Origin of the sequence: Pedobacter sp. JCM 36344 (genome assembly GCF_046546555.1) — a bacterium.
Taxonomy (GTDB): Bacteria; Bacteroidota; Bacteroidia; order Sphingobacteriales; family Sphingobacteriaceae; genus Pedobacter.
This window is the reverse complement of the sequence record NZ_JBKHKK010000012.1, coordinates 50,760-76,797: the sequence shown is the minus strand read 5'-3', so window position 1 is coordinate 76,797 and position 26,038 is coordinate 50,760. Positions and strand designations below refer to the sequence as shown.

At 40.1% G+C, this 26,038-nt stretch carries 21 protein-coding genes; 7 read left to right on the top strand and 14 right to left on the bottom strand.

The features are described from left to right. Positions 1-19 precede the first annotated feature (19 nt). The 7 genes from ACHFIZ_RS12780 to ACHFIZ_RS12750 are packed head-to-tail and all read right to left on the bottom strand — an operon-like array spanning position 20 to position 6,397. Entirely contained in the window at positions 20-805 is a 786-nt protein-coding gene (locus tag ACHFIZ_RS12780) for a DUF4292 domain-containing protein (RefSeq protein WP_410886429.1), read from the bottom strand. A gap of 15 nt (positions 806-820) precedes the next feature. After that, positions 821-2,017, bottom strand: a complete 1,197-nt coding sequence (locus ACHFIZ_RS12775) for a tetratricopeptide repeat protein (RefSeq protein WP_410886427.1) — start codon at positions 2,015-2,017, stop codon at positions 821-823. Between the two features lie 32 nt (positions 2,018-2,049). Then, complete coding sequence (dut, locus tag ACHFIZ_RS12770) at positions 2,050-2,481, bottom strand: dUTP diphosphatase (RefSeq protein ID WP_410886425.1); 432 nt, start codon at positions 2,479-2,481, stop codon at positions 2,050-2,052. Between the two features lie 15 nt (positions 2,482-2,496). Next, on the bottom strand, positions 2,497-3,969 hold the full coding sequence (locus ACHFIZ_RS12765) for a lipopolysaccharide biosynthesis protein (protein ID WP_410886423.1): 1,473 nt from the start codon (positions 3,967-3,969) through the stop codon (positions 2,497-2,499). A 2-nt stretch (positions 3,970-3,971) separates the two neighbouring features. Beyond that, positions 3,972-4,250, bottom strand: coding sequence for an acylphosphatase (locus tag ACHFIZ_RS12760; protein ID WP_410886421.1), 279 nt, complete (start codon positions 4,248-4,250; stop codon positions 3,972-3,974). 20 nt (positions 4,251-4,270) lie between these two features. Next, positions 4,271-5,215, bottom strand: coding sequence for an NAD(P)H-dependent flavin oxidoreductase (locus ACHFIZ_RS12755; RefSeq protein WP_410886419.1), 945 nt, complete (start codon positions 5,213-5,215; stop codon positions 4,271-4,273). A gap of 3 nt (positions 5,216-5,218) precedes the next feature. After that, on the bottom strand, positions 5,219-6,397 hold the full coding sequence (locus ACHFIZ_RS12750; RefSeq protein ID WP_410886417.1) for an amidohydrolase family protein: 1,179 nt from the start codon (positions 6,395-6,397) through the stop codon (positions 5,219-5,221). 127 nt (positions 6,398-6,524) lie between these two features. On the opposite strand from ACHFIZ_RS12750, the gene ACHFIZ_RS12745 reads away from it, so the two are divergent. The 6 genes from ACHFIZ_RS12745 to ACHFIZ_RS12720 all read left to right on the top strand — a co-directional run bounded on the left by ACHFIZ_RS12745 (position 6,525) and on the right by ACHFIZ_RS12720 (position 12,430). After that, complete coding sequence (locus ACHFIZ_RS12745) at positions 6,525-7,214, top strand: helix-turn-helix transcriptional regulator (RefSeq protein ID WP_410886415.1); 690 nt, start codon at positions 6,525-6,527, stop codon at positions 7,212-7,214. Between the two features lie 342 nt (positions 7,215-7,556). Continuing rightward, positions 7,557-8,054, top strand: a complete 498-nt coding sequence (locus tag ACHFIZ_RS12740; protein WP_410886413.1) for a DinB family protein — start codon at positions 7,557-7,559, stop codon at positions 8,052-8,054. A gap of 81 nt (positions 8,055-8,135) precedes the next feature. Further along, on the top strand, positions 8,136-9,233 hold the full coding sequence (gene rluF, locus ACHFIZ_RS12735; RefSeq protein ID WP_410886411.1) for a 23S rRNA pseudouridine(2604) synthase RluF: 1,098 nt from the start codon (positions 8,136-8,138) through the stop codon (positions 9,231-9,233). A 28-nt stretch (positions 9,234-9,261) separates the two neighbouring features. Next, entirely contained in the window at positions 9,262-10,311 is a 1,050-nt protein-coding gene (gene rlmN / locus ACHFIZ_RS12730) for a 23S rRNA (adenine(2503)-C(2))-methyltransferase RlmN (protein ID WP_410886409.1), read from the top strand. Between the two features lie 128 nt (positions 10,312-10,439). Next, positions 10,440-11,042, top strand: coding sequence for a ComF family protein (locus ACHFIZ_RS12725; protein ID WP_410886407.1), 603 nt, complete (start codon positions 10,440-10,442; stop codon positions 11,040-11,042). A 17-nt stretch (positions 11,043-11,059) separates the two neighbouring features. Beyond that, positions 11,060-12,430 carry a hypothetical protein gene (locus ACHFIZ_RS12720; protein ID WP_410886405.1) on the top strand — a complete coding sequence of 457 codons (1,371 nt, stop codon included), beginning with the start codon at positions 11,060-11,062 and terminating at the stop codon, positions 12,428-12,430. A 241-nt stretch (positions 12,431-12,671) separates the two neighbouring features. Here the strand turns inward: ACHFIZ_RS12720 and ACHFIZ_RS12715 are convergent, their stop codons facing one another. Further along, entirely contained in the window at positions 12,672-15,446 is a 2,775-nt protein-coding gene (locus tag ACHFIZ_RS12715) for a PAS domain S-box protein (protein ID WP_410886403.1), read from the bottom strand. A gap of 21 nt (positions 15,447-15,467) precedes the next feature. Further along, positions 15,468-16,739: a serine hydroxymethyltransferase gene (glyA, locus tag ACHFIZ_RS12710; protein ID WP_410886401.1), complete on the bottom strand. Its 1,272-nt coding sequence runs from the start codon at positions 16,737-16,739 to the stop codon at positions 15,468-15,470. A gap of 95 nt (positions 16,740-16,834) precedes the next feature. Between glyA and dxs the strand changes: the two genes are divergently transcribed. After that, positions 16,835-18,763: a 1-deoxy-D-xylulose-5-phosphate synthase gene (dxs, locus tag ACHFIZ_RS12705; RefSeq protein ID WP_410886399.1), complete on the top strand. Its 1,929-nt coding sequence runs from the start codon at positions 16,835-16,837 to the stop codon at positions 18,761-18,763. A 51-nt stretch (positions 18,764-18,814) separates the two neighbouring features. On the opposite strand, the gene ACHFIZ_RS12700 is transcribed toward dxs, so the two are convergent. The 5 genes from ACHFIZ_RS12700 to ACHFIZ_RS12680 form a co-directional block, all read right to left on the bottom strand. Further along, entirely contained in the window at positions 18,815-19,726 is a 912-nt protein-coding gene (locus ACHFIZ_RS12700; RefSeq protein ID WP_410886397.1) for an NDP-sugar synthase, read from the bottom strand. 333 nt (positions 19,727-20,059) lie between these two features. After that, the gene (locus ACHFIZ_RS12695) at positions 20,060-21,775 is read right to left on the bottom strand and encodes a glycosyl hydrolase (protein ID WP_410886395.1); all 1,716 of its coding nucleotides are present in this window, start codon (positions 21,773-21,775) and stop codon (positions 20,060-20,062) included. Between the two features lie 145 nt (positions 21,776-21,920). Then, the gene (locus ACHFIZ_RS12690; protein ID WP_410886393.1) at positions 21,921-23,549 is read right to left on the bottom strand and encodes a hypothetical protein; all 1,629 of its coding nucleotides are present in this window, start codon (positions 23,547-23,549) and stop codon (positions 21,921-21,923) included. 19 nt (positions 23,550-23,568) lie between these two features. Continuing rightward, complete coding sequence (locus tag ACHFIZ_RS12685) at positions 23,569-24,270, bottom strand: hypothetical protein (protein WP_410886391.1); 702 nt, start codon at positions 24,268-24,270, stop codon at positions 23,569-23,571. Between the two features lie 338 nt (positions 24,271-24,608). Continuing rightward, positions 24,609-26,000, bottom strand: a complete 1,392-nt coding sequence (locus tag ACHFIZ_RS12680) for an undecaprenyl-phosphate glucose phosphotransferase (RefSeq protein WP_410886389.1) — start codon at positions 25,998-26,000, stop codon at positions 24,609-24,611. Between the last annotated feature and the right edge of the window lie 38 nt (positions 26,001-26,038).

The following is a 26,038-nucleotide window of genomic DNA, read 5'->3' as shown; positions in this document are numbered from 1 at the left end:
CAATTGTAAAAGTATAAAATCAGTTTACAAGTTCATAGTTCTTAGGTACACTGAAAGGGAAATCCAATGGAATATTCCTGTCAACTTTCGTGTAGTCCATTTGCAAATTAACTCTTTTTGTTCCCGCCATTGAATTAATAGTTAAACTAGTTGGAAACAAACCATCATTTACCTGTTGATAACTACCGTAAGCAACTTTTAATGCTTGCCCGCTTTTCAAATCATTAAGGTTATTCTCACTAACTTTCATAATCTCATTAAACAACACTTTAAAGGAAAGTGTCCCTTCTTCACCATTGATTGCCCAAGCACCATTCTGCTGGCTTATCTCAGATAATTCTGTGGTGAAATCGGGAATTGTGTTCCCTGCAAAAATCGCCTGCAGCATTTTAAAATTTACATTCTTACTGGTATATCTGTGTGCATAATTAAAAGGCTTTTTCAAATAAGTACTTTGCAGGTTGTTTCTAACCTTTATGCTGTCCGGAGTAATAACAGCCCTGGCAACTTCAATACCAATTATAGCCGTAATACTCACCCAAATCTGCTTATCACGCTCCATCCTAATATTCATGGTTACGCCATTCTTGTTTCCGGCGAAATCCAGGTTGGCTTTTGCTTTTATTGCCAATGTATTGAATGAAATATCTTTTGCTTTTAGAAGCTTTAGGTTTAGAGCTTTGTCATTATTTACCGGTGTAACTACTGGCGCTATAACTACTGGTGCAACCACTGCCTTTTTTGCTTTACAAGCACCTAATCCTATAATAGCCATCAATACTATCCACTTAATCTTTCCCGTCATATTCATAAATTCTTTCTATTTCAATCCCTCGTATAGCTCTTTATAAACGGCATTATCTACATCTAATTGCAACGCCGCTTTGATTTGCGTCAAGGCCTCAGCTTTTTGCCCATTTCCTTTATAGGCCATTGCCAGGTAATAATATAAAATACCCTGATTTGGGTAAAGTGCCAATGCCTCATCTGCAGTTTTAATTGCCTCTTTAAATGCATTCAGTTTAATCTGAATGTTCAATATCTGCTCCCAAGCTTTATAAAGTTGCGCAGTAATCTTTAAAACCCCCTGAAACTCTTTTAGCGAACCTTGTAAATCTCCTTGCTGATATAAGACTTCTGCATAAACAGCTTTAATAGCCGCATCGTCTGGATGTGCTTTTACTGCAATATCCGCCAAGCCCTTAGCATCATTCATACGCTGCACATTTTTAGTGCCCGTAAATAGCATCATGATTATTTTAATCTTCTGTTCTGGAGACATCGCGGGGTTTGCAAACGCATTTTGTAATGCCGCATTAGCCTCCACACTATTCTTTTGTGCTTTGTAAGCATCCGCAATTGCCAGATCTAATTCGAAATTATCCGGTTCCAGTACTTTTGCTTTTCGTAAATCTTCCAACGCATTACTTTTTGACAATTTCTTGTCTTCTCCCTCGCCTTTCCCAGTCATCCTTTGCCTTGCTGCAGTTAGCTCCAACGAAGGCCCAAACTTCTTCTCCAGTTCGTCATATCCTTTTGCAGCCTCTTCTGGTTTATCCGCAAGTAGCCAAGCGTTAGACCTGTCGTAGTAATAAGAATCGTTACCGGCATCCAGTCTGATCAATTCGTTAAACACAGTGATTAGCGCATTCATATCGCCTTTGCGCTTATACATCTCCACTAAAAACTTCCAATACCAGATGTTGTTAGTTTCTAATTCAGTAGCCTTCTTTATCGCGAACTCAGCCTCCTGCATTCTATTTTGGCGATAATTTACAGTGGCCAGCTCAAAATAAACCGCTGCATTATTTGGGTCTATAGCCAATATCCTATTGAAACTCTCCGCTGCCTTCACATAATTCTCACTTAGTTTATCCTGCAGGCCGGCGAAAAAAAGTGATTTTACAATCGCGGTATCTAGTCGCACATTAGGTTTTGTCTGAGCAAGCCCATCAACCTGAGCCAAAGCAGAGGCAGCAAAACAAATTCCCAAAAACACAAACCACCTAATTTTCATAATCAACCGCTAAATTACTTGACCAATTCAGACTATTTGCCAGTATGACCATATCCACCCTCACCTCTGGCGGTGTCACTTAAACTTTCCACCGCTTCCCAGGCAATCGTTTCGTGCTTGGCAATCACCATCTGGGCAATACGATCCCCATCTTTAATTACAAAATCGGCGTCAGACAGATTTACCAGTAATACCTTAATCTCCCCACGGTAATCTGCGTCAATGGTTCCCGGTGAGTTAACAATACTGATGCCATGCTTATAAGCTAACCCGCTTCTCGGGCGGATTTGAGCTTCATAACCAACTGGCAACTCAATATATAAACCAGTTGGAACTAAAATACGTTGCAAAGGTTTAATCGTGATCTCCGATTCTATAAAAGCACGCATATCCATTCCGGCAGCATGAGCTGTCTCATACTGCGGCAAAGCGTGTGCAGACTTATTTATAATTTTTATGTTCATATTATATTTTCTAACCTATTTCTTTAATAACAATGCCCTCAACTGGTCCTTTTCGACATAAAAGACACCAGCAATAAAAGCAATCAACAAAGCATTCCCAATATAAATATTCCTGTTAAATACCCAAAAAGAAAGGACAACCAATACCACCGAAATAATTAGATAGCTAACAATACGCATAAGGTCGTAAGGTATCGGGTAATTGCGCTGACCAAGCACATAAGAAATCACCATCATCACAAAATAAGCCAGTAATGACACCCAAGCAGAGCCCATGTAACCGAAAACAGGCACTAATACAATATTAAGCACTATGGTGATGACTGCCCCAACCACAGAAATATACAGGCCATATTTGGTCTGATCAGATAAGCGATACCAAATTGACAAGTTACTATAAATACCCAAACAAACATATCCGAACAACAAAATCGGAACCGCATCCAATCCAACCCAATACTCTTTATCAATAAAGCGTTTAAGGATTTCAATATTTGCTACCAGCGCAACAAAGATCAGGGCCAAAGCAACCACAAAATAGTTCAAAATGATAGCGTAGGTTTGTTTGGCATTCTCCGCTTTCGCATGTCCAAAAAAGAAGGGCTCTGCTCCCAATCGGAACGCCGTAATGAAGAGACTTAAAAATACTGCAATCTTACAAACCCCGCCGTAAACGCCGAGATTAAACGCAGAAACTCCCAGAGGCTCAAGCACCATCTTATCCAGATTCTCATTAATTACAAAAGATAAGTTCGCAACTAACACTGGCCAGGAATAAGTAACCATTTTACTAAACAATACCTTATCGAACCGCAGCTGTAATCTTAGCAATTCTGGAATAAGCAGTAGCAAAGTAAGCACACTAGCAACCAGGTTTGAAACGAACACATAGCCTATCCAGTTCCATTGGTACCATATTGCACACCAATCTCCAACTGTTCCACCCGTTTTGATAAGCATAGGTACCAATAGCAAAAAAGTCAAGTTCAACCCAATGAAAGTTCCAATGTTTAAAAACTTAAGTAAGCTATACCGCATCGGCCTGCCTTCTGCACGTAACTTGGCAAACGGGATCACGCAAATCGCATCTATAAATAACAACCATACAAAGTAATGCACATAGTTTATGTAGTCATTAACCTGATCCGGCTCCGTAGAAAAATGAGCCGCAATAGGCTCTGCAAATACCAATCCTGAGATAAGAAACAGTACCGAGATAAAGACAATACTAAAAAAAGAGTTATTGTAGACCTCTTGCTTTTTGTCTTCATGCTTATTCAGGTACCTAAAAAAGGTGCTTTCCATCCCTAAAGCCAATACGGCATTAACCAAGGAGGCAGAGGCATACATCTTGGTAAAGATAGAATATACTGCAGGTTGGAATACCCCGGTGAAAAATGGGGTCAATATAAAATTGAACATTCTTGACACCACTGTCGTGAGGCCGTAGATCGCTGTCTGCCCAAGAAATTTCTTAATCGCAGACATCGTTATTTTTTAATGACAACAAAATCCTGAAAGTTCTTCAGCTCCCCCGCTTCAAAGTCGCAGCTTTCTACCTTTGCCCTGTCCGGCCCATCATTGCACCACTCCAAAAAAGAATCCAATAACCACTGCTCGCCTTCAGCCTCAATATACACCGAGCCATCTTTTTCGTTCCTAATCAACCCTTTTATGCCAGACTGATCCGCCACATACTTAGTCGTCTCTCTAAAAGTCACGCCTTGTACCTTTCCCTTTATTAATATTTTTATATGTTTTTTATCCATAATATAATTTTAAACACTGTTTACCAGGTTAATTTTCCCAAACGATCTTTCTCCATCAAAAACTCTTTCCAAATCTCATGTAATATCTCAGCGGCAGGCTTGATCTCCTTTAACATCGCCGAAACCTGTCCGATCTCTAATTCCCCTTCTGTAAGATCGCCTTCAAACATACCTAATTTTGCTCTTGACCTCCCCAAAAGTTTAAGCAAGTCTTCCGTGGAAGCTCCGTTTGTCTCTGCCTGAGAAACCGCATCAGAAAAGTCATTCTTTAATAACCTTACCGGCACCAGCTTTTTTAAGCGGAGCTTTGTATCACCTTCTCTAGAGGATATAATGCGCTCTTTAAAATTCAGATGCGCAGACGATTCTTTTGCCACTGCAAAAGCAGAGCCTATTTGTACCGCATCAGCACCCAATGCCATTGCTGCCAACATCGCCTTTCCACTTCCGATTCCACCTGCAGCAATCACTGGAATACTAACGATAGCCTTAATCATTGGCACCAGGCACATGGTTGTCGTCTCTTCTCTCCCATTATGTCCACCTGCCTCAAAGCCTTCAGCAACTATTGCATCTACACCACTTTCGGCAGCCTTTATTGCAAACTTTGTATTGGCAACTACATGAACAACTACAATACCATGTGATTTAAACTTGCTGGTCCACAAAGCCGGATTTCCCGCCGAAGTAAATACGATGCCAACTTTCTCTTCCACAATAATGGATATAACTTCCTCCACTTTGGCGTATAATAAAGGAATATTTACAGCAAACGGTTTATTTGTTGCAAGCTTGCATTTTTGAATGTGCTCCCGCAGAACTTCCGGCGACATAGATCCTGCGCCAATAATTCCCAATCCTCCGGCATTAGAAACAGCAGAAGCCAATTTCCAACCACTACACCAAACCATACCAGCCTGAATAATGGGATATCGAATGCCGAAAAGTGTCGTTATGCTCGTCATTCTTTAATATAATCTCCTGCTGAAATCCACCAAACTAATTTTTCCGTCCTTCTCTTCAAAATTCACAAGATTGATTCCCGGTCTTTTACCAATCTCTAAACTACCGAACCGACTTTGAATTCCTAAATATTCCGCACCGTTAAAAGTTGCCCATTTCAACAGATCACCAACAGAAATCTCAAAGTTTTCCTGCAGTGTCATCATCTCAGAAAATATACTTAACCCATCATTGCTCGCCAAACTATCCGTCCCTAAAGTAATTTTCGCATTAGCTTCCACCAACATAGGAACGTCCGGCAACCTGTTCTCAATATAGAGATTGGCATTCGGACAAAGGCACCAGTAAAGTTGCTTGTTTATGGTATTGGCAAATTCGATATCGTCTTTAGTTGTATAGGTATTGTGTACTAAAAGTGTGCGCTGTTGAGTTGAAAGTTGAGGCAAATAAGTCTGAAGGGAGCTCTTTCCAGAAGGCTCAAAGAAGTTGATGTCTAAGCCGAGCATGAAATACAGTTCCAAAAATCCACCCTCTTTCTCCTGAAAGAATGCATTCTCATCTGCAGATTCCTGATTGTGTATACTTACTATGGTATCTTCCTCTTCTGCAATGCTTTTCAAGGCTTCAAATAGCGGAGCTGAAACAGAATACGGTGAATGTGGAGTTAAAGATGCCGGTATTGGCGCGAAATCATTCTTTAAATTTAATGCCCTTTCAAAGGCAGCTTCGTAGGTTTCCGGATTAAACCCTATAGTTTCAACAAAAGTATGGTAGTAAATCAGGCTCCCACGCTTGGTCATGCGCGATGCAATCTGGTTTGAAATATCCCCAACAGCAACTATACCACAACTGAACATCTCCTTATCTGCACGCAACATCGCACTATCTAATACATATTCATCAGCACTGCGCAGGTCTATTACCTCCTGAACAAAAGCAGGTAACCCCGTATGTTTTGGGATGGCCCCTTTCAAATTGGACAGCTCTAGATGGCAATGCGTATTTACAAACCCGGGAACAATTAGCCCCTCATAATGCTTGATGTCAATATGTTGCCTTAGACTTGCCTCATCGGCAGTTAAGATCTCGGCAATTGTCCCATCGGCTTCCAAACCAACAACACCCTTTTTTATTGGCGAACCAATAATCGGATATATGTAGCTGGCAGATATGTATGAAACCATATACAAAGAAAAGGTATTTCAGTGAAAAAAAACAACGTTTGTTGAGCGAGGTAGTTCTCGCCTAAATAGATACATTTGTATAGGAATGCTGACATATAGACTTTAATTCTTACAGATAACTTATATAATGAACCGCATTGACCGCCTATTTGGAATCTTAGTATTATTGCAAACCAGGAAGTACATTACTGCCGATAAAATAGCTGATCAGTTTGAGATCAGTATCAGAACAGTATATCGTGATATCAAGGCATTAGCTGAGCAAGGAATTCCAATAAGCTTTGAACAGCCTAAAGGATATTTCATTGTGCAAGGTTATTTCTTACCACCCGTTTCTTTCAATACAGAAGAAGCAAATGCCTTACTTATCATGGAAAGGGTGGTTTCGGGCTTTACCGATAAATCGATTCAAAAGCACTATACAACAGCTTTGAATAAAGTGAAGGCTGTTTTGAAGACTTCTCAAAAAGAAAAGCTTGAATTATTAAACGACAATATTAAGATTCAACTTCATGATTCCATGAAGAATGAGTTTGAGCATTTATCTATTTTGCAGACAGCTATATCTTCTCAATATATTATAGAAATAATCTATAACACCAAAAGCTCAGAGAATAGCAAGCGAAAAATTGAATCCATCGGATTGATATTTTACGCTTTTAATTGGCACCTTATTGCCTGGTGCCACTTGCGAGAAGAGTACCGTGATTTTCGTGTTTCCAGAATAGAAAAGATCAAATGTATAGAAAGCCCTTTCAGAAAAACGGATCATATGAAGCTCAGTGATTACATGAAACTTCTTCCTGTTAATTATTAGGATTTACTTTTTATTAGTTATCTTTAGCCTAACATCCAGTTCTGGATTAAAGTTAAATGGCATAAATTTTATTTGAGTTCAGCAGGGCCTAAGGGCGTGCTCGGGTTGTGCTTTGAGTCAGGCCGCCTTCCTACCGCAGTGAGGCCGCCCTTAGGCCGCCTTCTGCCTAGGAATAAGGCGGCCTAAGGGCGCAAGCATGGCGACACAACTGCGGCGTAATGCAAAGCACAACCCGAGCCGATCCTGAATTGTAACCAAGAAGAATATTTAGAGATTATAAATCACGCTGCCATAGGGCTGTCAGTCGTTCTAATTTTCTTTGTGGAATAAACTTAAGAAATTATGAACAGAATCAAGATCTTTTTGACAGAATTAGAGGAGGAAGCCTTAACAACACGTAAAATGTTAGAGCGTGTACCAACCGAAAAATTCGATTGGCAGCCTCATACCAAAAGTATGACCCTTAAAAGATTAGCTACACACGTAGCAGAGTTACCTTCATGGATTGCCATGACAATAAATACAGACGAGTTGGATTTTGCAGTTAACAGTTATCAGCCGGTAGAAATTACGCAGACAGAAGGGCTATTGACTTATTTTGAAAATAACATGATCGAGGCCAGGTCGGTACTAATAGATAAGAATGAGATTGTACTGGATGAACCCTGGACAATGAGAAGCGGAGAAGAGATTTATAGTACACGATCAAAGGCTGAAGTTATCAGGATGAGTATAAGTCAGACGATTCACCATCGCGCTCAATTGGGTGTTTACCTTAGGCTATTAGACATTCCAATACCGGGAAGTTATGGTCCGAGTGCCGACGAGATAAGCTTCTAAGTCGGTAGCACTAAATATTTTGATAGCATATGTGGGTATAATTTGATTTCTTTGTAGAATATTTCAATTTATACCCACATCATGCCTGAGTCTAACATCCGATTAAATAAATACATTAGTGAGAGCGGTCTGTGTTCCCGTAGAGCGGCTGACAGGCATATTGAGCAGGGAAATGTATACATTAATAGTAAGAAGGCAAAGGTTGGTGATAAGGTGATCTTTGGCGATATTGTGACCGTAAACGGTCAGACAATTGAGCCTCAGGCAGCAGAAAATACTGTGCTTATTGCCTATAACAAGCCTGTTGGTATCACCAGTACTACGGAAGCTGGCGTAAAAAGCAATATGGTTGACCATGTAAATCATAGCGAAAGGGTATTTCCTATAGGTCGTTTGGATAAAGATTCTCAAGGATTGATCTTCTTGACCAACAATGGAGATTTGGTTAACAAAATACTTCGTGCTGGCAATAACCACGAGAAAGAATACATCGTAACGGTTAGCAAACCACTTACAGATGCCTTCATCGCCGGTATGGCTAAAGGCGTTCCCGTTCTTGGTGTGATGACTAAGAAATGTAAAGTGGTCAAAGAAAGTAATTTTACTTTCAAAATCACGCTGATTCAAGGATTAAACAGACAGATCCGAAGAATGTGTGAGCACTTCGGGTTTGAAGTATCCAAGCTGGAGCGTGTTCGAATTATGAACGTAAGTTTAAAAGGTATCCCTGTTGGAGAATGGAGAGAACTTACTCCGGCAGAACAAACAGATATATACAATATGGTGGCCAAGTCCAGCTCATTAGAAGGCGCTTCTGCGGCACCTAAGAGAGTGGTTAAAAAAATTAAGCCTTCTAAGTTTGAAGAGGATTTGATGGAAAACATTACGCCTAAACGGGCGTCAAGCAGGACTCCTGGTTTCAAAAGTGCTACAGGTAGAAGCGCTGCTGCAGGAAGATCATCGGCCTCTGTGAGCAGAGCAGATAGACCTGTTGGCGGCAAAGGTAAAGCAGGAGCTAAACCTGCTGCAGGGGCAAGGTCTTCATCTTCCGGAAGTTCAAAATCTGCTACAGGATCATCAGATTGGAATAAAAGCGGCGGTCCGAGTAAGCGACCAGTAAAACCAGGAAATGGAAGATCTGGCGCTCCAGGGGCAAAAACAAGAAGTCCGAAACGTTAATACTTATTTTTGGTACCTTTGCGCCTAAATGCTTGCTACAAAGAAAATTGATATTCGTGCGTTAGATTTACCGCAGCTGCAACAACACTTCGTTGCCATGAAGGAACCTTCCTACAGAGCCAAACAAGTTTATCAATGGCTTTGGGAAAAATCTGCACGCTCATTTGAAGAAATGAGTAATTTATCGAAAGACTTAAGAGTTAAACTAGATGAGCAGTATGCCATCAATGTTGTGGAAGTCAATAACTCTCAATTCAGTAATGATCATACCATTAAGAATGCGTTCAGGCTCTATGACGGAAACATTGTCGAAGGTGTTTTAATACCTCTCGAAGACCGTATGACGGCATGTGTAAGCTCTCAGGTTGGTTGCAGTTTGACCTGTAAATTTTGTGCTACTGGTTACATGGATCGCAAGAGGAACCTGAATGCAGATGAAATATATGATCAGGTTGTATTGATTGATCAGCAGGCAAAGCAAAACTATAAGGTGCCGCTCACAAACATTGTATACATGGGAATGGGCGAGCCGCTATTGAACTATGCCAATGTGATGAAATCGATAGAGCGAATCACTGCGCCAGATGGCTTGAACATGTCATACAAGCGTATCACTGTATCCACTGCCGGCATAGCTAAGATGATTAAGAAACTGGGCGACGATGGTGCAAAGTTTAACCTCGCACTCTCTTTACACGCCGCCAACGATAAGAAGCGAAATGAGATTATGCCTATCAATGAGGCAAATTCCTTAAAATCTCTGGAGGAGTCACTAAAATACTATTTCTCAAAAACCAAGAATCCTGTAACCTACGAATACATCGTCTTCCACAATTTTAATGATGAGATTGAGGATGCAGTAGAACTTGCAAGGTTCTGTAAGCATATTCCCTGTAAGGTTAATCTAATAGAGTACAATCCTATTCAGTTTGCCGACTTTACCAACGCTGATGGCGATAAGATTGATGCTTTCTCCAATTACTTGAAAAGTCAGGGAGTTAACACCAACATCCGAAGGAGCCGCGGAAAAGACATCGACGCGGCCTGTGGTCAACTTGCTGTTAAATCGGAAAACTAACACCCTTATGTTTTTTTAGCAGAGCTTAGCGGATGCATCTGTTAAATCGCCTATTTCAAGATTTTATTGGCTTACTATATCCCAACCTATGTAGCGGTTGCTCAAAGCCAATTTATTATGGGGAATCCATGATTTGCACATCATGTCTATTTGAAATTCCGTATACAGATGATCATTTAAACCCAGACAATCGAGTGGCTAAACAGTTCTGGGCTAGAATTCAGTTCGATGCGGCTATGGCGCTTTTACATTTTAAAAAAGGCACCCGTGTGCAGAGTATGCTTCATCAATTGAAATATAAAGGCAAAACAGAATTAGGTCAGCTTCTTGGTACAATGATCGGTGACAAGCTGCTTCTGTCTACACAATTTAGTGAAATTGATCTGATTATACCCGTCCCTATGCATAGAAAAAAGCTTTATCAACGAGGGTATAACCAGAGTTTGTGCATTGCTGAGGGTATCGCACAAGTTTTAGGTTGCCCGGTAAATGATAAGGCCCTCCTAAAAGTAAAGGAAACAGCAACTCAAACGCATAAAGGCAGACTGTCCAGAAACGAGAACATGACAACCGTGTTTGAAGTTTTCCAGCCAGCTGAGCTACAGGGAAAGCACGTCTTACTAGTAGACGATGTGATTACTACCGGAGCAACAATTGAAGCTTGCGGTATCGAACTTTGGAAGGCTGGCATTGGAAATTTAAGTATTGCGGCAGTTGCTTTTGCCGACTAAGTAATCTAAGTTTGTTCATGCGATTAATTATTTCGTTTCTAGCGGTTTGCATGCTTGCTTCTTCGGCCTGCCGCAAGAGTGATGAAATCACTACATCTAAAGACGTGAAGCTTTCCTTCTCAGCGGATACCATTTTATTTGACACCGTCTTTACTACCGTAGGCTCTGTTAACAGGCGCATAAAAATATTTAATGACAATCAAAAAGCAGTCAACATCAGTAACATCAGATTAGGAGGAGGTAAAAATTCCTTGTTTAGTCTCATCATTAACGGTGTCTCAGCAAACGAAAAAAGCAACGTACAGATAGGCGGAAAGGATTCTATAAGTATTTATGTAAAGGCAACCATTAACCCAAACAACCTTAATCAGCCATTTATAGTAGAGGACTCCGTACTATTTAACACCAACGGCAATGATCAGTTCATCGTTCTGATTGCCTACGGACAAAACGCAATATTTGTTAACGGAGAAACAATTAAGTCAAATACCACCTGGAAAGCTGGCCTACCGCATATCATCAATAAATCGGTCACTGTAGCTGAGGGAGTCACATTAAACATTTCTTCAGGCACCAAAGTCTATTTTCATGGAAATTCAACAATGAATGTGAGAGGAAGTCTGCGTGTTAACGGATCGGAGTATAATCAGGCAGTTTTTTCAAGCGATCGTACGGAGGGATTTTATGAAAACGAAGCTGGGCAATGGCTGGGAATCCGGCTTTTCGCCAGTAGCTTCAACAATAAAATAGAATACGCCATGATAAAGAATGCGGTCGTTGGCATCACTGCAGACTCCTTAACCTCCGATGGCAGCACAAAACTGCTGCTTGCAAACACTACGATCAAGAACATGACTGTAGCAGCTTTTGTGGGCTATGGTACGGATCTGATTGGATTTAATAACCTGCTTTATAATAGCGGCCAGTTTTTAGTGTACGGTGTTGGTGGAGGGCACTATAACTTAAAGCAAAATACGTTTGCAGGCTATAACAATGAATTTGGGAGACGAAGCCCTGCGGTGTATTTTAGTGACCTATCCAATTCTTCGTCTTCAGATTTAGCTGTGGACCTGATCAATAATATCATATGGGGTGTTTTGCCTGAAGAACTTCAAATCGAAAGAAAAACCACAGCCTTATTGACAGTTAACGTTAACAACAACATTATTAAAACTAGTTTGCAGACCTATAGCAATCTTAACTTCCTGGGTATCGATCCTAAATTTGCAGACGTCATTGGAGGTAATTTTCGACTTCAGTCTGGGAGTCCTGCAATAAATAAAGGCTTAGACTTGAGTTCGGACCCTTTTTATGGCTCATATTTAAAGAGCGACCTCAACAATTCAGCAAGATTATTCCCTTCAAAATTAGGATGTTACGAGCATTAAATAAAAAATTGAATTTGCTTGCAACAATTAATAAAACATCACGTTTATATTGGTGAGAGCGTTAATTTAGATGGTAAGGGTCGATATTTTCTTCAAAGAGGTATCGGCCCTTTACTTTTAAAAAAAAAATTAATAATAATTTGGAAATTGAAAATAATTTCGTTCCTTTGATTCCGAGAGCGTTAATTTAGGGGTCGATAATTTCATGCAAATGATTTATTGGCCCTTTTTTATTGCCTTCCTATTTCTTAATTGTCTGGAATTGTTGATAGATCACGTCTTTGATCTCGTTAGGTTTAAAAGGCTTTAATACGTGCCCATTCATTCCCGAGGCCTTAAACTTAACCTGGTCTTCTTGACGTGCAGACGCTGTTAACGCAATAATCGGAACCCTTTTGAAATAGTCGCCTTCTAATTCTCTAATGATGCTGGTCGTTTCGTAACCATCGAGTCCGGGCATCTTAATATCCATGAATATCAGATCAAATTTTTTATTCATAATCTTTTGAATCGCCTCCTGACCACTGATTGCAAACTCTAATACAAAGCCCATTTTACTTAGTATTTTGTTTGCGATAAGAATGTTGATCTCATTATCGTCAACTACCAGAATAGATTTACCTGCAAAAGACGCATTCGGCTGGCTATCTTGCACAAGCGTAAAATCAGTGGAAACTTTGCCGAAGCTTAGGGTGAAAGAGAAGGTGCTACCCTTTCCTTCTATGCTTTCTACAAGAATCTCGGAGTTGTACAGCTTTAATAATTTTTTAGTAATTGCGAGACCCAAACCTGTACCTCCGTATTTCCTAGAGATATTTGTTTTGGCTTGCGTAAAAGTTTCAAAAATGTAAGAAAGTTTATCTTCTGGAATTCCTATTCCTGTATCTTTTACTTCGAAGAGGATTTGAACACTTGCGTCATTTTCTTCTACTAACTGAATGTGTAGATTAACTTTACCATGACCCGTAAACTTAATGGCATTACCCAAAAGGTTCATCAGTACCTGGTATAATCTCGTCTTATCTCCCAGAACTAATTCAGGGATGTGTGCGATAGAAAGTTCAAGTTTATTGCCTTTCTTAGCAGCGCTAACCTGAAGGGAACTGACAATGTCTGTAGCCAGAGATTTGATATCTAGAGGCACTGATTCCAATATTAAATTACCGGTTTCTATTTTGGTAAAGTCAAGAATATCATTGATAATGTTCAACAAGTTCTCTGCAGAAAACTTCAATATATTAAGGTCATCTATCTGGGATAACTTTGGGTCGTTTTCTAACAACAAATGGGTCATCCCTATCACAGCATTTAGAGGTGTCCTAATTTCATGACTCATCACAGACAGGAACATCTCCTTGGCTTCGCTCAATTGTAATGCCTGCTCTTTAGCTTCTATTAGATCCCGCTCCACCTGCTTGCGCTCAGTGATATCAGCTATAAGATCGATTTGCCTGATTACTTTTCCTTTATCATCAACAACAGGAGTTGTGGCTACCGATAACCAAATCAGCTTGCCTTCTTTAGTAACAGCTTTTACCTCGATGCTATAAGATTCATTATTTTTTGCCTTGTTTCGGGATTCTGCAAGCAAATCGCGCTGGCTCTCTTCATTTGCGATGATGTTACCTAGCCACTCTCCTTGAATTTCAGCAAGCGTATAACCAATTAGTTTCTCCAGACTATTATTTATCCAGGTTGTGTTCCCCTCCCGGTCAGAAATATTAACTCCCGTATCGGTTTGACTAGCCACTAGAGAGAGCAATTGAACCTCCTCATCTGCCTTTTTCTTTTCTGTGATATCAATAATGATCTCTACCTCAATATCAACTTCACCTTCCTCATTCAACACTACGGTATTGTAGATAGACAACCATATTGGTGTTTTATCTTTCCTGTAAGAAAGCAGATCAACGGTGAAGGACTGATTTTGTTTAATCATCTCTCTAGCTTTTGCAAGAAGATCGAGGTCTGTGTTCGGACCTACTATCAAATCACCCAGGCGCTTTCCTTTAAGATCTTCTAGAGTAAAGCCAGTGATCTTCTCAAACGCCGCATTTACCCAGGTAACATGATTATTAGAATCGTTGATGACCACGGCGTTGTTCACCTTACTGGCTACAAAAGAGAGTTTCATCAGTTCATTCTCCACTCTTTTGCGCTCTGTAATATCTCGACCATAGGTATACCAACGACCACTTTTAATCACCATATTCCAACTTAACCACCTCACTACCCCTGTTTTGCTAACGATTCTAAAATCAACGCTAAACTTCTTGAGCTTATTTCTAAGGCCATTTTCTAACAGTGTTAATAATCGTGTCTTATCTTCGTCGTAACAGAATTCCCACATCGTAAGACCTATAGCTTCCTCGGCAGAGTATTCCAGAATGGGCGTGACCGCATCATTTATGAAAAGAATCTTACCAGTATGGTCTAGAATACAGTGAATCTCCGGAGAAACGGTGGAAAGGTTCAGCAGCTCCTCAAAACGGTTAGTTTTTACTTCAAGGTCCCTACTCTTTTTTCGAAGGGAAAGATGAGTAATGATCTCACGGGCCAGGATTCTTAAGCCTTCTTTCTGATCTTCAGTTAAAGAACCTGGTTTGGTGTCATATACACTGATGACACCTAACTTAAATCCATTGTCATCAATTAGTGGTGCTCCCGCATAGTAACGAATATTAGGGCTCCCCTGAACCCGCGGATGGTTTATAAAACGTTCATCCAACAAGGTGTCTTTGACCTCCATTATCCCATCATGTTGAATGGTATAATGACTAAAGGAAATATCTCTTGGCTGAGTGTGGGCTGAACAGCCAACGATAGCTTTTATGAAGAGCATGTCTTCATCAACCAATGAGATAAAGGCGCTGGGCATGTTGCACACCAAAGCCGCCAGTTTAACGATATTGTTAAATTCCAACTCTTCAGAGGTATCTAATATATCATACTGCCGCAGTGCTTTGATGCGATCATCCTCGTTGGCTGATGAATTTGTGCTGCTTCTAGGTAACATTAGGTAATTTAAGCTAGGTGCTTATTTGTATAATGGGAACTTGCTTACTAACGAAATTACCTGCTCTTTAACCTGCTGTAAGTTTCCTTCATCTTCAGGATTTGTTATTACCTGATCGATCAAATCTACGATCTGTTGCATTTCCGCTTCTTTGAAACCTCTGGACGTGATAGCTGCTGTCCCAACACGAATACCTGAAGTTACAAAAGGACTTTTGTCATCAAAAGGAACCATATTTTTGTTAACGGTAATATCGGCTTTTTCAAGCGCTTGTTCGGCAACTTTACCGGTTATATTTTTATTACGTAAATCGATTAACATCAAATGGTTATCTGTACCTCCAGAGATTATCTGATAACCTTTGGCTACAAATGCCTTAGCCATTGCCTGTGCATTTTCCTTAACTTGAGTGATGTAAGCCAGGTACTCATCGCTTAATGCTTCACCAAAAGCAATAGCTTTTGCAGCAATAATGTGCTCTAAAGGGCCGCCTTGAGTTCCAGGAAACACAGCCATATCTAATACTGAAGACATCATTCTAAGTTCACCTTTAGGTGTTTTTAAACCAAATGGGTTTTCAAAATCCTTACCCATCATGATCATACCGCCACGAGGGCCTCTCAATGTTTTATGTGTTGTTGTGGTTACAATGTGACAATGTGGAAGTGGATTGGCCAGCAAGCCACGAGCAATCATACCCGCAGGATGTGAAATATCCGCCAACACCAATGCGCCGATTTTATCAGCCACGCTTCTTATAAATGCATAATCCCATTCTCTGGAATATGCTGAAGCACCGCAAATAATCAATTTCGGCTTCTCTGCAAGAGCAATCTCTTCCAATTTCGCATAATCAATTAGACCGTCTTCCTTCTTAACTCCATAAAAAAAAGGATGATACAATTTGCCTGAGAAATTAACAGGTGACCCATGCGTTAAGTGACCGCCGTGTGAAAGATCGAAACCCAGTATTTTATCTCCAGGTTGAATAACCGCCAGCATCACTGCCGCATTAGCCTGCGCACCCGAGTGTGGCTGTACATTTGCCCATGCCGCGCCAAATAATTTCTTCGCACGTTCTATAGCAATAGTTTCTATTTCATCTACCACCTGGCAGCCTCCATAATACCTTTTGCCAGGAAGCCCTTCAGCATATTTATTAGTTAAACAAGAACCCGCAGCTTCCATTACCTGCTTGCTTACAAAGTTTTCTGAAGCGATTAGTTCCAGCCCGTTTTCCTGACGGTCCAATTCCCTGTCAATCAAATCAAAAATTAAAGTATCTCTAGTCATTTAGTGAAGTATATTTTTGTAAAATTAATGTTTTTCCTTCTTAATTTGATAACAAAATAGCTTACTTTGTGCTTCTATCCGACAAAAAAAGCTACATGGAAGATCTTAACGGTCCACTTTTACCAAACATCAACTTGCCTGCTGATCTTAAGCAGTACAAGGAGGAAGATCTAGAGCAAATAAGTCAGGAATTACGCCAGTATATCATTGACGTGGTGAGTGTAAATGGAGGCCATTTTGGCGCCAGTCTTGGTGTTGTTGAACTTACCGTTGCCTTGCACTATGCACTAAATACTCCATATGACAAGTTGGTTTGGGACGTTGGTCACCAGGCTTACGGACATAAAATTCTTACTGGTCGCAAGTCAATATTTCATACCAATCGAATTCTCAACGGTATCAGTGGCTTTCCAAAAATAAGCGAAAGTGAGTACGACACTTTTGGTGTTGGCCACTCTTCAACTTCCATATCTGCTGCTTTAGGAATGGCAGTAGCCTCTCACATAAAAGGGGAAACTGACCGTCAGCATGTTGCCGTAATTGGCGATGGCGCGATGACAGCCGGACTTGCTTTTGAAGGACTAAACCATGCAGGCATAGAAGACTCCAACTTATTGGTGATTTTGAACGACAACTGTATGTCGATCGACCCAAATGTTGGCGCACTAAAAGAATACCTGACTAGCATCACTATCTCTAAATCATACAACCGTTTTAGAGATGACATTTCAAGTGTACTGATCAAACTTTCAGAGCTTGGCCCGAATGCGCATAAGTTTGTTAAGAAGATTGAAAAAAGCATAAAGGGGACCTTGCTGAAACAGAGCAACCTTTTTGAGGCATTAAACTTCAGATATTTTGGCCCTGTTGATGGGCATGATGTGGTCAGGTTAGCACAGGTTATTAAGGAGCTAAAAGATATACCCGGGCCTAAGCTTTTACATTGTGTAACTGTTAAAGGAAAAGGGTTTGCGTTGGCAGAGAAAGACCAAACGAAATGGCACGCGCCAGGCTTATTCGATAAGATCACCGGTGAGATTAAGAAATCTGTAAGCAACAAGCCTCAACCTCCAAGATATCAGGACGTATTTGGACATACTTTAGTTGAACTAGCAGAAGAAAACAAGAAGATTGTAGGTATCACCCCTGCCATGCCTTCAGGCTCTTCCATGAATATTATGATGAAGGCGATGCCTGAACGCTCTTTTGATGTGGGTATTGCGGAACAGCATGCGGTTACGTTCTCTGCAGGACTTGCCACCCAAGGACTTATTCCTTTTTGCAACATTTATTCGAGCTTCATGCAGCGGGCATATGATCAGGTTATCCATGATGTAGCGATTCAAAACTTAAACGTTGTGTTCTGTTTAGACCGTGCTGGATTAGCTGGTGCGGATGGAGCTACACACCACGGGGCATACGACCTTGCTTTTATGCGTTGTATTCCTAATATGATTGTGTCTGCTCCTATGAATGAAGAAGAACTGCGCAACCTGATGTACACTGCTCAGCAGGATAACATGGGCCCGTTCGTGATACGCTATCCCAGAGGAAACGGTGTGATGGCCGATTGGAAACGTCCATTCAAAACTATTGAAATTGGTAAAGGCCGTAAGATCTGTGATGGAGAAGATGTGGCCATTCTAACCATTGGTAACGTCGGTAATTTCACTGTTGAAGCTTGTAAAGAACTTAATAGTGAAGGTATCCATCCTGCGCATTATGATCTACGCTTTGTTAAGCCACTCGATGAAGTATTGCTTCACGACTTATGTAAACGGTATAAGACATTTGTTACTGTAGAAGACGGCTGCCTTCAAGGTGGCATGGGTACTGCTGTATTGGAGTTTATGGCAGACAACAATTACAATGTTCAGGTGATTAGGTTAGGTATTCCTGATGACTTCATTGAGCACGGTGAGCAAGCAGAGCTATGGGCTTTATGCAATTACGACACAAATGCAATAATTGATGCTGTACGAAAAACAGCGGTTAGCAGAACGACGAAAATAATGGCCTGCTAAAAGATTAGGGAACAATCTTTAGATAATTCCCTAATCTGGACTTGATTTAGTTTATGCCCATAAGTTCGAAGGATAAACTCCTTCATCTGCAAGCTTCTGCAGTTCAGCTTTCACTACAGGTGCATCTTCCTTAAAAGTTACACCAAACCAGCTTGCTTTGGTAGAAATCATTTTTAATACACCCTTCCCAGAGTTAATCAAGGTATCAGCAACTTCCGGAATTAGAAATTCTGCTTTCAGATCAGTATTCAAGTTCGCGTCTAGAAATTTATAATATTCACCTTCACTCCAGTTTACAAAAGCGGGGGTGAAACAGAAGAAATTCATGCTAACTTTTGTATCAAGTGGCAATTCTTTTTCTTCTTCTCCTTGCTTAGTTATCGCCTTACCATCTTGCTTAAAAATTTCTTTACGCTCAATAATTCCAGTGATGTTACCTTCACTGTTCACACTGATCTCGCCTCTGGTAACAGAGCCATTATCGCTGAGCGTGTTTTTGAGTTCGTATCCTAGGCTTGCGTATTTCCCATCTTCGGCGTCATTCGAAAGAAAACTGTAGGCAAGTTGAAATGCCTCATAACCGTAAAAGTCGTCGGCATTAATAACTGCAAATGGCCCATCTAAGGCGTCCTTGGTGCAAAGTAGCGCATGCTGTGTGCCAAATGGTTTAGTACGATCCACAGGAATTTCCCTTCCGCCTTTAAACTTATCAAGGCTTTGGTAAACGTAATCTAACTCAATCTTACCCATAAGCTTTGGCTCAATGGCTGCTTGGAAAGATTCTGCAAACTCTTCTCTGATAATGAAAATCACTTTACCGAAACCAGCTTTAATGGCATCGTAAATTGAATACTCCATTATAGTTTCTCCCGATGGTCCAAACGACTCCGTTTGTTTGTTTCCACCATAACGACTAGCCATACCGGCTGCTAAAATTACTAACGAGGGCTTTATTCCAGACATGTTAAAAGATTTTGTTTAATAGCTAAATATATATGGTTTTGTGCACATTTAATAGCGGTTTTAGCATAAAAACAAACCAGTTAACTCAATGTTTTAATGATCTCTGTAGCCTTAAAGAAGATCAACTATTTTACTAATTTGAAATGTTTAACACATGTAGTCATTGATAACAATCTGATTATATATCATTCAACGGAATAAATAAATAATTTTTTGAAAATGAACCTGATAAGAGAGATCACTCCAATGACTTAAAGCGATTGCTTTTAAAGAGTATAGGGAAAATAACTTTAGTAAGCGAGTTTTCGTCTGATAAGACTAGTAAGTCTGAAGCTATTTGCTCGAGGTAGTGGTCCAAAAGATGGCATTTTTGAATAATCTGGTATAAGCCTGATTATCAAAAAGCTCAGGCGAATGCCCCATAAAGATGTAGACATTCTTTGCTTTCATAGCCTTATTCGACCATACTACCGGATGATCTCCCATTTTGATGCTACTTTTGGGTAAGTAACTTTGCTCATTAACACTAGCCAAAACACTGATGTTCGCAGATAACCGGGGACTTTTATTATAGATGTACCATTCTTCCTTTGCGATCAAAAATTCCTTTGCAACACCATGCATCACAGGATGCCCTGGTTCCTCCACTTTGACTGTGCCGCTTGCAAAATCGGAAATATAATTTTTAAATAGAATTCCTCCCATAAAATCCGAGTACCAATTCCACAATGGAAACCCATCAAATTCGCCCAGCAACGTCGCGTGATGAAACCCTATCCAGCCTCCTTTACCCTTTTCTATATACTCTTTAAATGCATCTTCAGCGAACTTACCCCAATTATATGGTGGATAGTCCAACTGGATAATCAACTGGTATTTTGAAAGTGCTTTTTCATTGAGGGACTCAGGATTAGCGATATATTCTACTATGAAATTGCTATCTACGGCTAGTTTGTTCAACCATTCCTTTGCCGCCTTTGTGTAGCGCACATGGCGACCGCCATCCTCTCCTATTGCCAAAGCCCTAAACCTTGGTTTTAGTGAGGAGCTGGGCTGGGCTTTCATTTTATCCAAACTGATCACATTGTCTGCCTGGATAAGGGAATTAATCTCCTCCTTGGTATTAAACTTAAAGGTAAGCTCAGACCAGCCCATGAAAAACACCCATTTAGGTTGTGCCTTAAGTAAATTTGCAGTAGGCAGTTTTTGACACTCCCCAATAGCAATAGGTTTTCCTTTTCCTGCTTTGACCATTATTTCATACTTCTCCTTACTGAAGCCTGTTTCGTCATCGTATATATCTAAGGCTGCAATGTCCCAATATGCATCTCCAGGATTATAGTTGACGACATCCTTTGCCAGGCTTGGAAAATCTTGAATATCCCATACCCAAATCAAGTTCGTTAATCCCTTAGTCTTTACGAAATAATCATGAGTTAGCTGATAGAGCTTCCTCGTGCCTAAGGCGCCAGGGCGACCGCCCCACCAAAAAACACTTTGGTTCATCTCGTGGAGAGGCCTGAAAAGAACAGCTATTTTCTTATCTTTTAGTTGTTGAAGATAAGTGGCAACCTCATCCATCATTCCTTTCCACCGAATATTTATAGCTGTTCCATCTGTGATCAATGCGGTCCATTGTGCATCATTCAACTTACTGAGGACTCCATCTTTATTCCAGCCACAAGGCTGATCCAATGCTGGATTGCAGGCATGCCACATCAGGTTTATCACTACACCCTTACTTGCCTGCCTAACTGCCTCATCAATAAGTATCTGCCTATTTGCAATATTTTCCTGTTGAAAAAGAAAGTCACCGCTCCAAAGAGCAGGGTACTTCCCTGTAATCCTGAAAACTTCATCTGTCCATGTGGCTGGCTTTCGGTTGGGCTCTCTATTGTGGATCCCAAATAAGGTTTGATGGCCTGAAATCCTGGAGAAGACCTGTAAAGGATTGATTGTTGTCTGACTGCTACTTGAATTTGAAAAACTTAAAAGTATAGCCGGTATCAGAAGATACTTTAAACAAGTCAGCAAAGAAAATTTGGTCATAAAAGGGAAAATTGTTGAGCTATAAAAACACCGAGCCATCTTTCAGCAATTTAATCATTTTTTAACATAATAAGACAGAGGTCCCAAAATGAAAAAAGTCCCGATGAGCTAACTCAACGGGACTTTCAACTATCGTAATTAAAGGCTAAATGCCTTTACACGCTTCTATCAATAGAGATTTGTTATACTGTGGACTCTTAGTTCCTAAGAAATCATTCTCACCAACCGTTGTAGACATATCAGCAGTAGTGATTGGCCTATTACCAACAGTTTTAATGGTATTACCCCAATATGCTCTGAAGTCATAGCTAGTTCCAACTTTTAACAAAGTAGTTTTAATTGAGCCATTAATAACGGTACCAAGTAAAGTATATTGAGAATCGGGAGTACCAACTGCTTTGTAATAAAGATCAAATCGAGGAACAGTAATCTGACCTTGAGGGCATTTAACATTTAACAACAGCGTGACCAAATCAACAGGTGTTGCCGGATTAGGAAGGGTTACAGAAAGCGCAGTACCATCGCAAGGATTAGTAATGTTACCTGCAGCAATTGCAGTAGTTCCTTGTCTAACAATATAGCTCACTGCAAAAGGAGGAAGATTCTTAAAATCAACCTTTGTACCATCAAATAAAACCTGAGACTTAGTATAATCCAATCGTTTTGTACCGTCCAACGTTAAAATCTCAATACTTACCACAGTACTGTTTGCACCTAACCAAGGAGCTATAAACGTAACCTGAACTATTTTACATGCCTTTTTAGAGAACACTTGACCTACTATAAATTTCGTTAAGTGGTCTGTTGTAAATGGAATCGCTAATTTTCCACCTCCATCAACAATTGCAGCAACCTCAGTTTCATACTTGAACTGACCAGTTGAAACCTGATAGCTGTATACAGAAAGTACATCACCGGCCTTAACAGGCGTTGTTGATCCGTCCAATTTGAAGGTAGGGTCTACCTGGATAGACACGTTGATTGGCGTACTAAACTTTTTAACCTCAACACCACCAACATACATGGTGATGTCAGTAAAACCCGCCGGAGAGAAGAAAGCCTCACCAACTGTACCGTCTTTACCGATTACGTTTGGAGCACTTAAATCTCCACCTGGAAACAAGGAAACCAACTCTGGATCACCAGCATCAAAATTGATCGCCTGCGCAGTAAGTGCACCACCGGTTAAAAGCGTACCATTGGCATCTCTAAAGGTTGTACCAGCTGGTATAGCAATTGACGTAGTTTGAGGAACACCAGCAGTTGAAGGCGTAGAAAATGAGCTGATTGTAGTCGTTGCACCGCCAGTACCTAGTGGAAAATCTTTAACAACTACTGAAGTGTAAGGAGTAGGAACCGCTGTTTTCACCATAGTGATTCCTTTAATTTCCTGACTAAACTGATTAACAGCAATGGTCATTGGAATATTTTTCTCTTCGTATCCAGGGATCTTTACAATGACATTAAAAGAAAGTGTTTTTGAAGCAGTTGGAATTTCTTTTGGATGAACACCCAAAGTGATGACACCGTTTGGAGCGTAGATTTTCTTTGTTCCAGAAAAGTCATAGATACTTCCTGCATCAGTACCTGTCACAGTAACATCTATATTACCAGGTAAGGTACCACCATTCGCATCAGTTAATTGAAGCCCCGCTTTATAAGTAATTACTTGGGCGTCGAATAGTACGTTTACTTCGTACGCCGGGTTACGACAACCGTTGAACACGAAGGCAGTAACCAATAAGAAGCTTAATAATTTAGTAAAATTTTTCATATATTTTTTGTTAAGTAGATTAAAGACCAAAGTTTAAATTAACCTGTATTACCGGCATAAAGCGATAGTATGACATGTTTTTCTGCAATTGCTGCTGATTACTTGTATTTTGTATTAGGTAATTAGTTCCAGTTAATGTAGCATCAGGTGCACCGAGGTAATAGGTACCTACAGCAAACCCAACATTAAATCTCTTCGAAGGGAATACATTTTCAAAACCAAAGCCAAGATAAGGAGCAACTTTATTCCATTCTACATTACCGTACAATTGCCCAAGATCAGAGCTAGGAATTAAGATGTCACCATACTTATAAGTTCCACGGTAGCTTACAACTACATCACCTTTCGCTTCCCAGAAATAACCAGCACCAGCAGTTACTACTACTTTACGGGACAAACTAGTCTCCTGCAAAAATGGATGCCAGTCGAACATTAAATGAGCATTCGCAAAATTTACATCGAAATCAACATCAGTAGGTTCAGATCGAACTTTGTAAACACCACCACCACTTATAGGCAGAATACTTGCACCTCCACGTATAGCGAACTCAGGAGTTGGAGCGTATTTCAAGTCCAACCCGGCCCCTTGAGTTGCTATTGTCATACTTAAAGTTACCTTCCTGCGATTAGTAGAATCAGTTTTAGGATTAATCTGGGCGTTAACCTGAGTAAAAAACGCTAAAAATAGGCACAGACTTAAAATTGTAGTTGTTCTTTTCATATTTTTCGATTTGGAGAGTATAATATTTATTGTTTGTTAATTTATTTTAATTTTTCTGTTAATTAATACCACAATTAAGGGTTTTAATATAATCTAAGTAGCTGTATCTGAGCGCTAAGGTAATCACAATCGCGTTATTTTCATGAAAAATCTTAAAATATTTTGAAATCGTCTTGAATGATCTTTACAGTTAATAATTATTTCAGATTTTAACAAACACTTGTTGTAAAGTTAAAAACTTAATCTTTATATCTTACAACACAGGCCAGTTTCTAAGGTACAAGATATTCCATCGAGTACTAAACAACCCACAGTAAACCCGTCAATCAGAGTTTACTTTAATAGGCATTATCTTCTCCGCGGAAAACATTTATGATAGTCATAAAAATTATCTTAACGTCGAGCATTCCAGTCCAATTTTCGAGGTAGTAAATATCATGCTCCACTCTTTTCTCCATAGCCCCATCCTCCTTGGTCTCCCCTCTAAAACCGCTCACCTGAGCCCAGCCAGTGATCCCCGGCTTCATAAAATGGCGCACCATAAACTGACTGATGATCGCCTTATATTCCTCGGTATGACTTAGCATATGTGGTCTTGGACCCACAACGCTCATACTACCAAAAAGCACGTTGAAAAATTGAGGTACTTCATCGATGCTATATTTTCGCAAAACTCTGCCTATTGGTGTTATCCGGTCATCATCTTTTGTCGCCTGCCGATTATCACTCGAACTGTTTAAACGCATGCTCCTAAATTTGTAACACCAAAAAGACTCATCATTCCGGCCACTTCTCTGCTGTTTAAATAAAACAGGCCCCTTGCTTTGCAACTTGATAATGATCGCTATTACAGGGAATAGCCAACTTAGTAAGAGTATGATAACAAGTAAACTGAACACAATATCGAATACACGCTTTTTAAAGCGGTTTCCCATAATTTCAAGAGGCTCATTCCTTAAGGTAATGATCGGAAATTCGCCTCCCATATAATTAATCGTGTAAGGAGCCGCCAGGGTGCCAGCGATATCAGGTATAAATTTTAATCGCAGCAAATGTTTATCCGCCTCCTTTACCAATTCATGGATTGACGACATCTTATGAGGAGGTACAGAAACATACATATCTTCGACTCCATTTATAACAGCTAATTCCATTTCAGCAACAGCAACATCAGTTGCTGCGCTATTGTCCAGACTGTAAACGCAGGGATGATCAGCAATAAAGCCATAAAACTTTACGTTCTTCTGCTTTTTTAAATAATCGGCTATTCGCATTCCGGTTGCGTTATTCCCCATTACGGCGATCTTTTTCGTTACATGAAACTTATTAACCATCAAAAATTGTATAGCCGTTCCTACAAATCGGTTTAAAATAAATGCGATACTTAATAAACCATAAAATATCAAAAGAAACGTACGGGAGAACTCATTATCTCGAAGAAAAAGGAGATATAGAGAGAAAAGAATAAAATGTATAAAAATACTTCTGAGCGTGCTTCGGTAAATCCGCTCTACCCTTCGCGAACCATATTCTGTATAAAGTCCAAAAAGCAATGCATTAAATAGCCAAATTAGGTTACAAACTACTACATAATGCTGTAGTAGTTCATAAGAAACAAACTTTCCTATATAATTGGTAACGTAATAAGCAAGAAAGTAAATAAAATTGAGCATCAGAACATCTGTAACAGGCAGGATAAATCTGAGCAGGTATAAATATCGGGTCTGCATAACGAAATATGTTATAATTCGCCGGCAAATCTAATAAA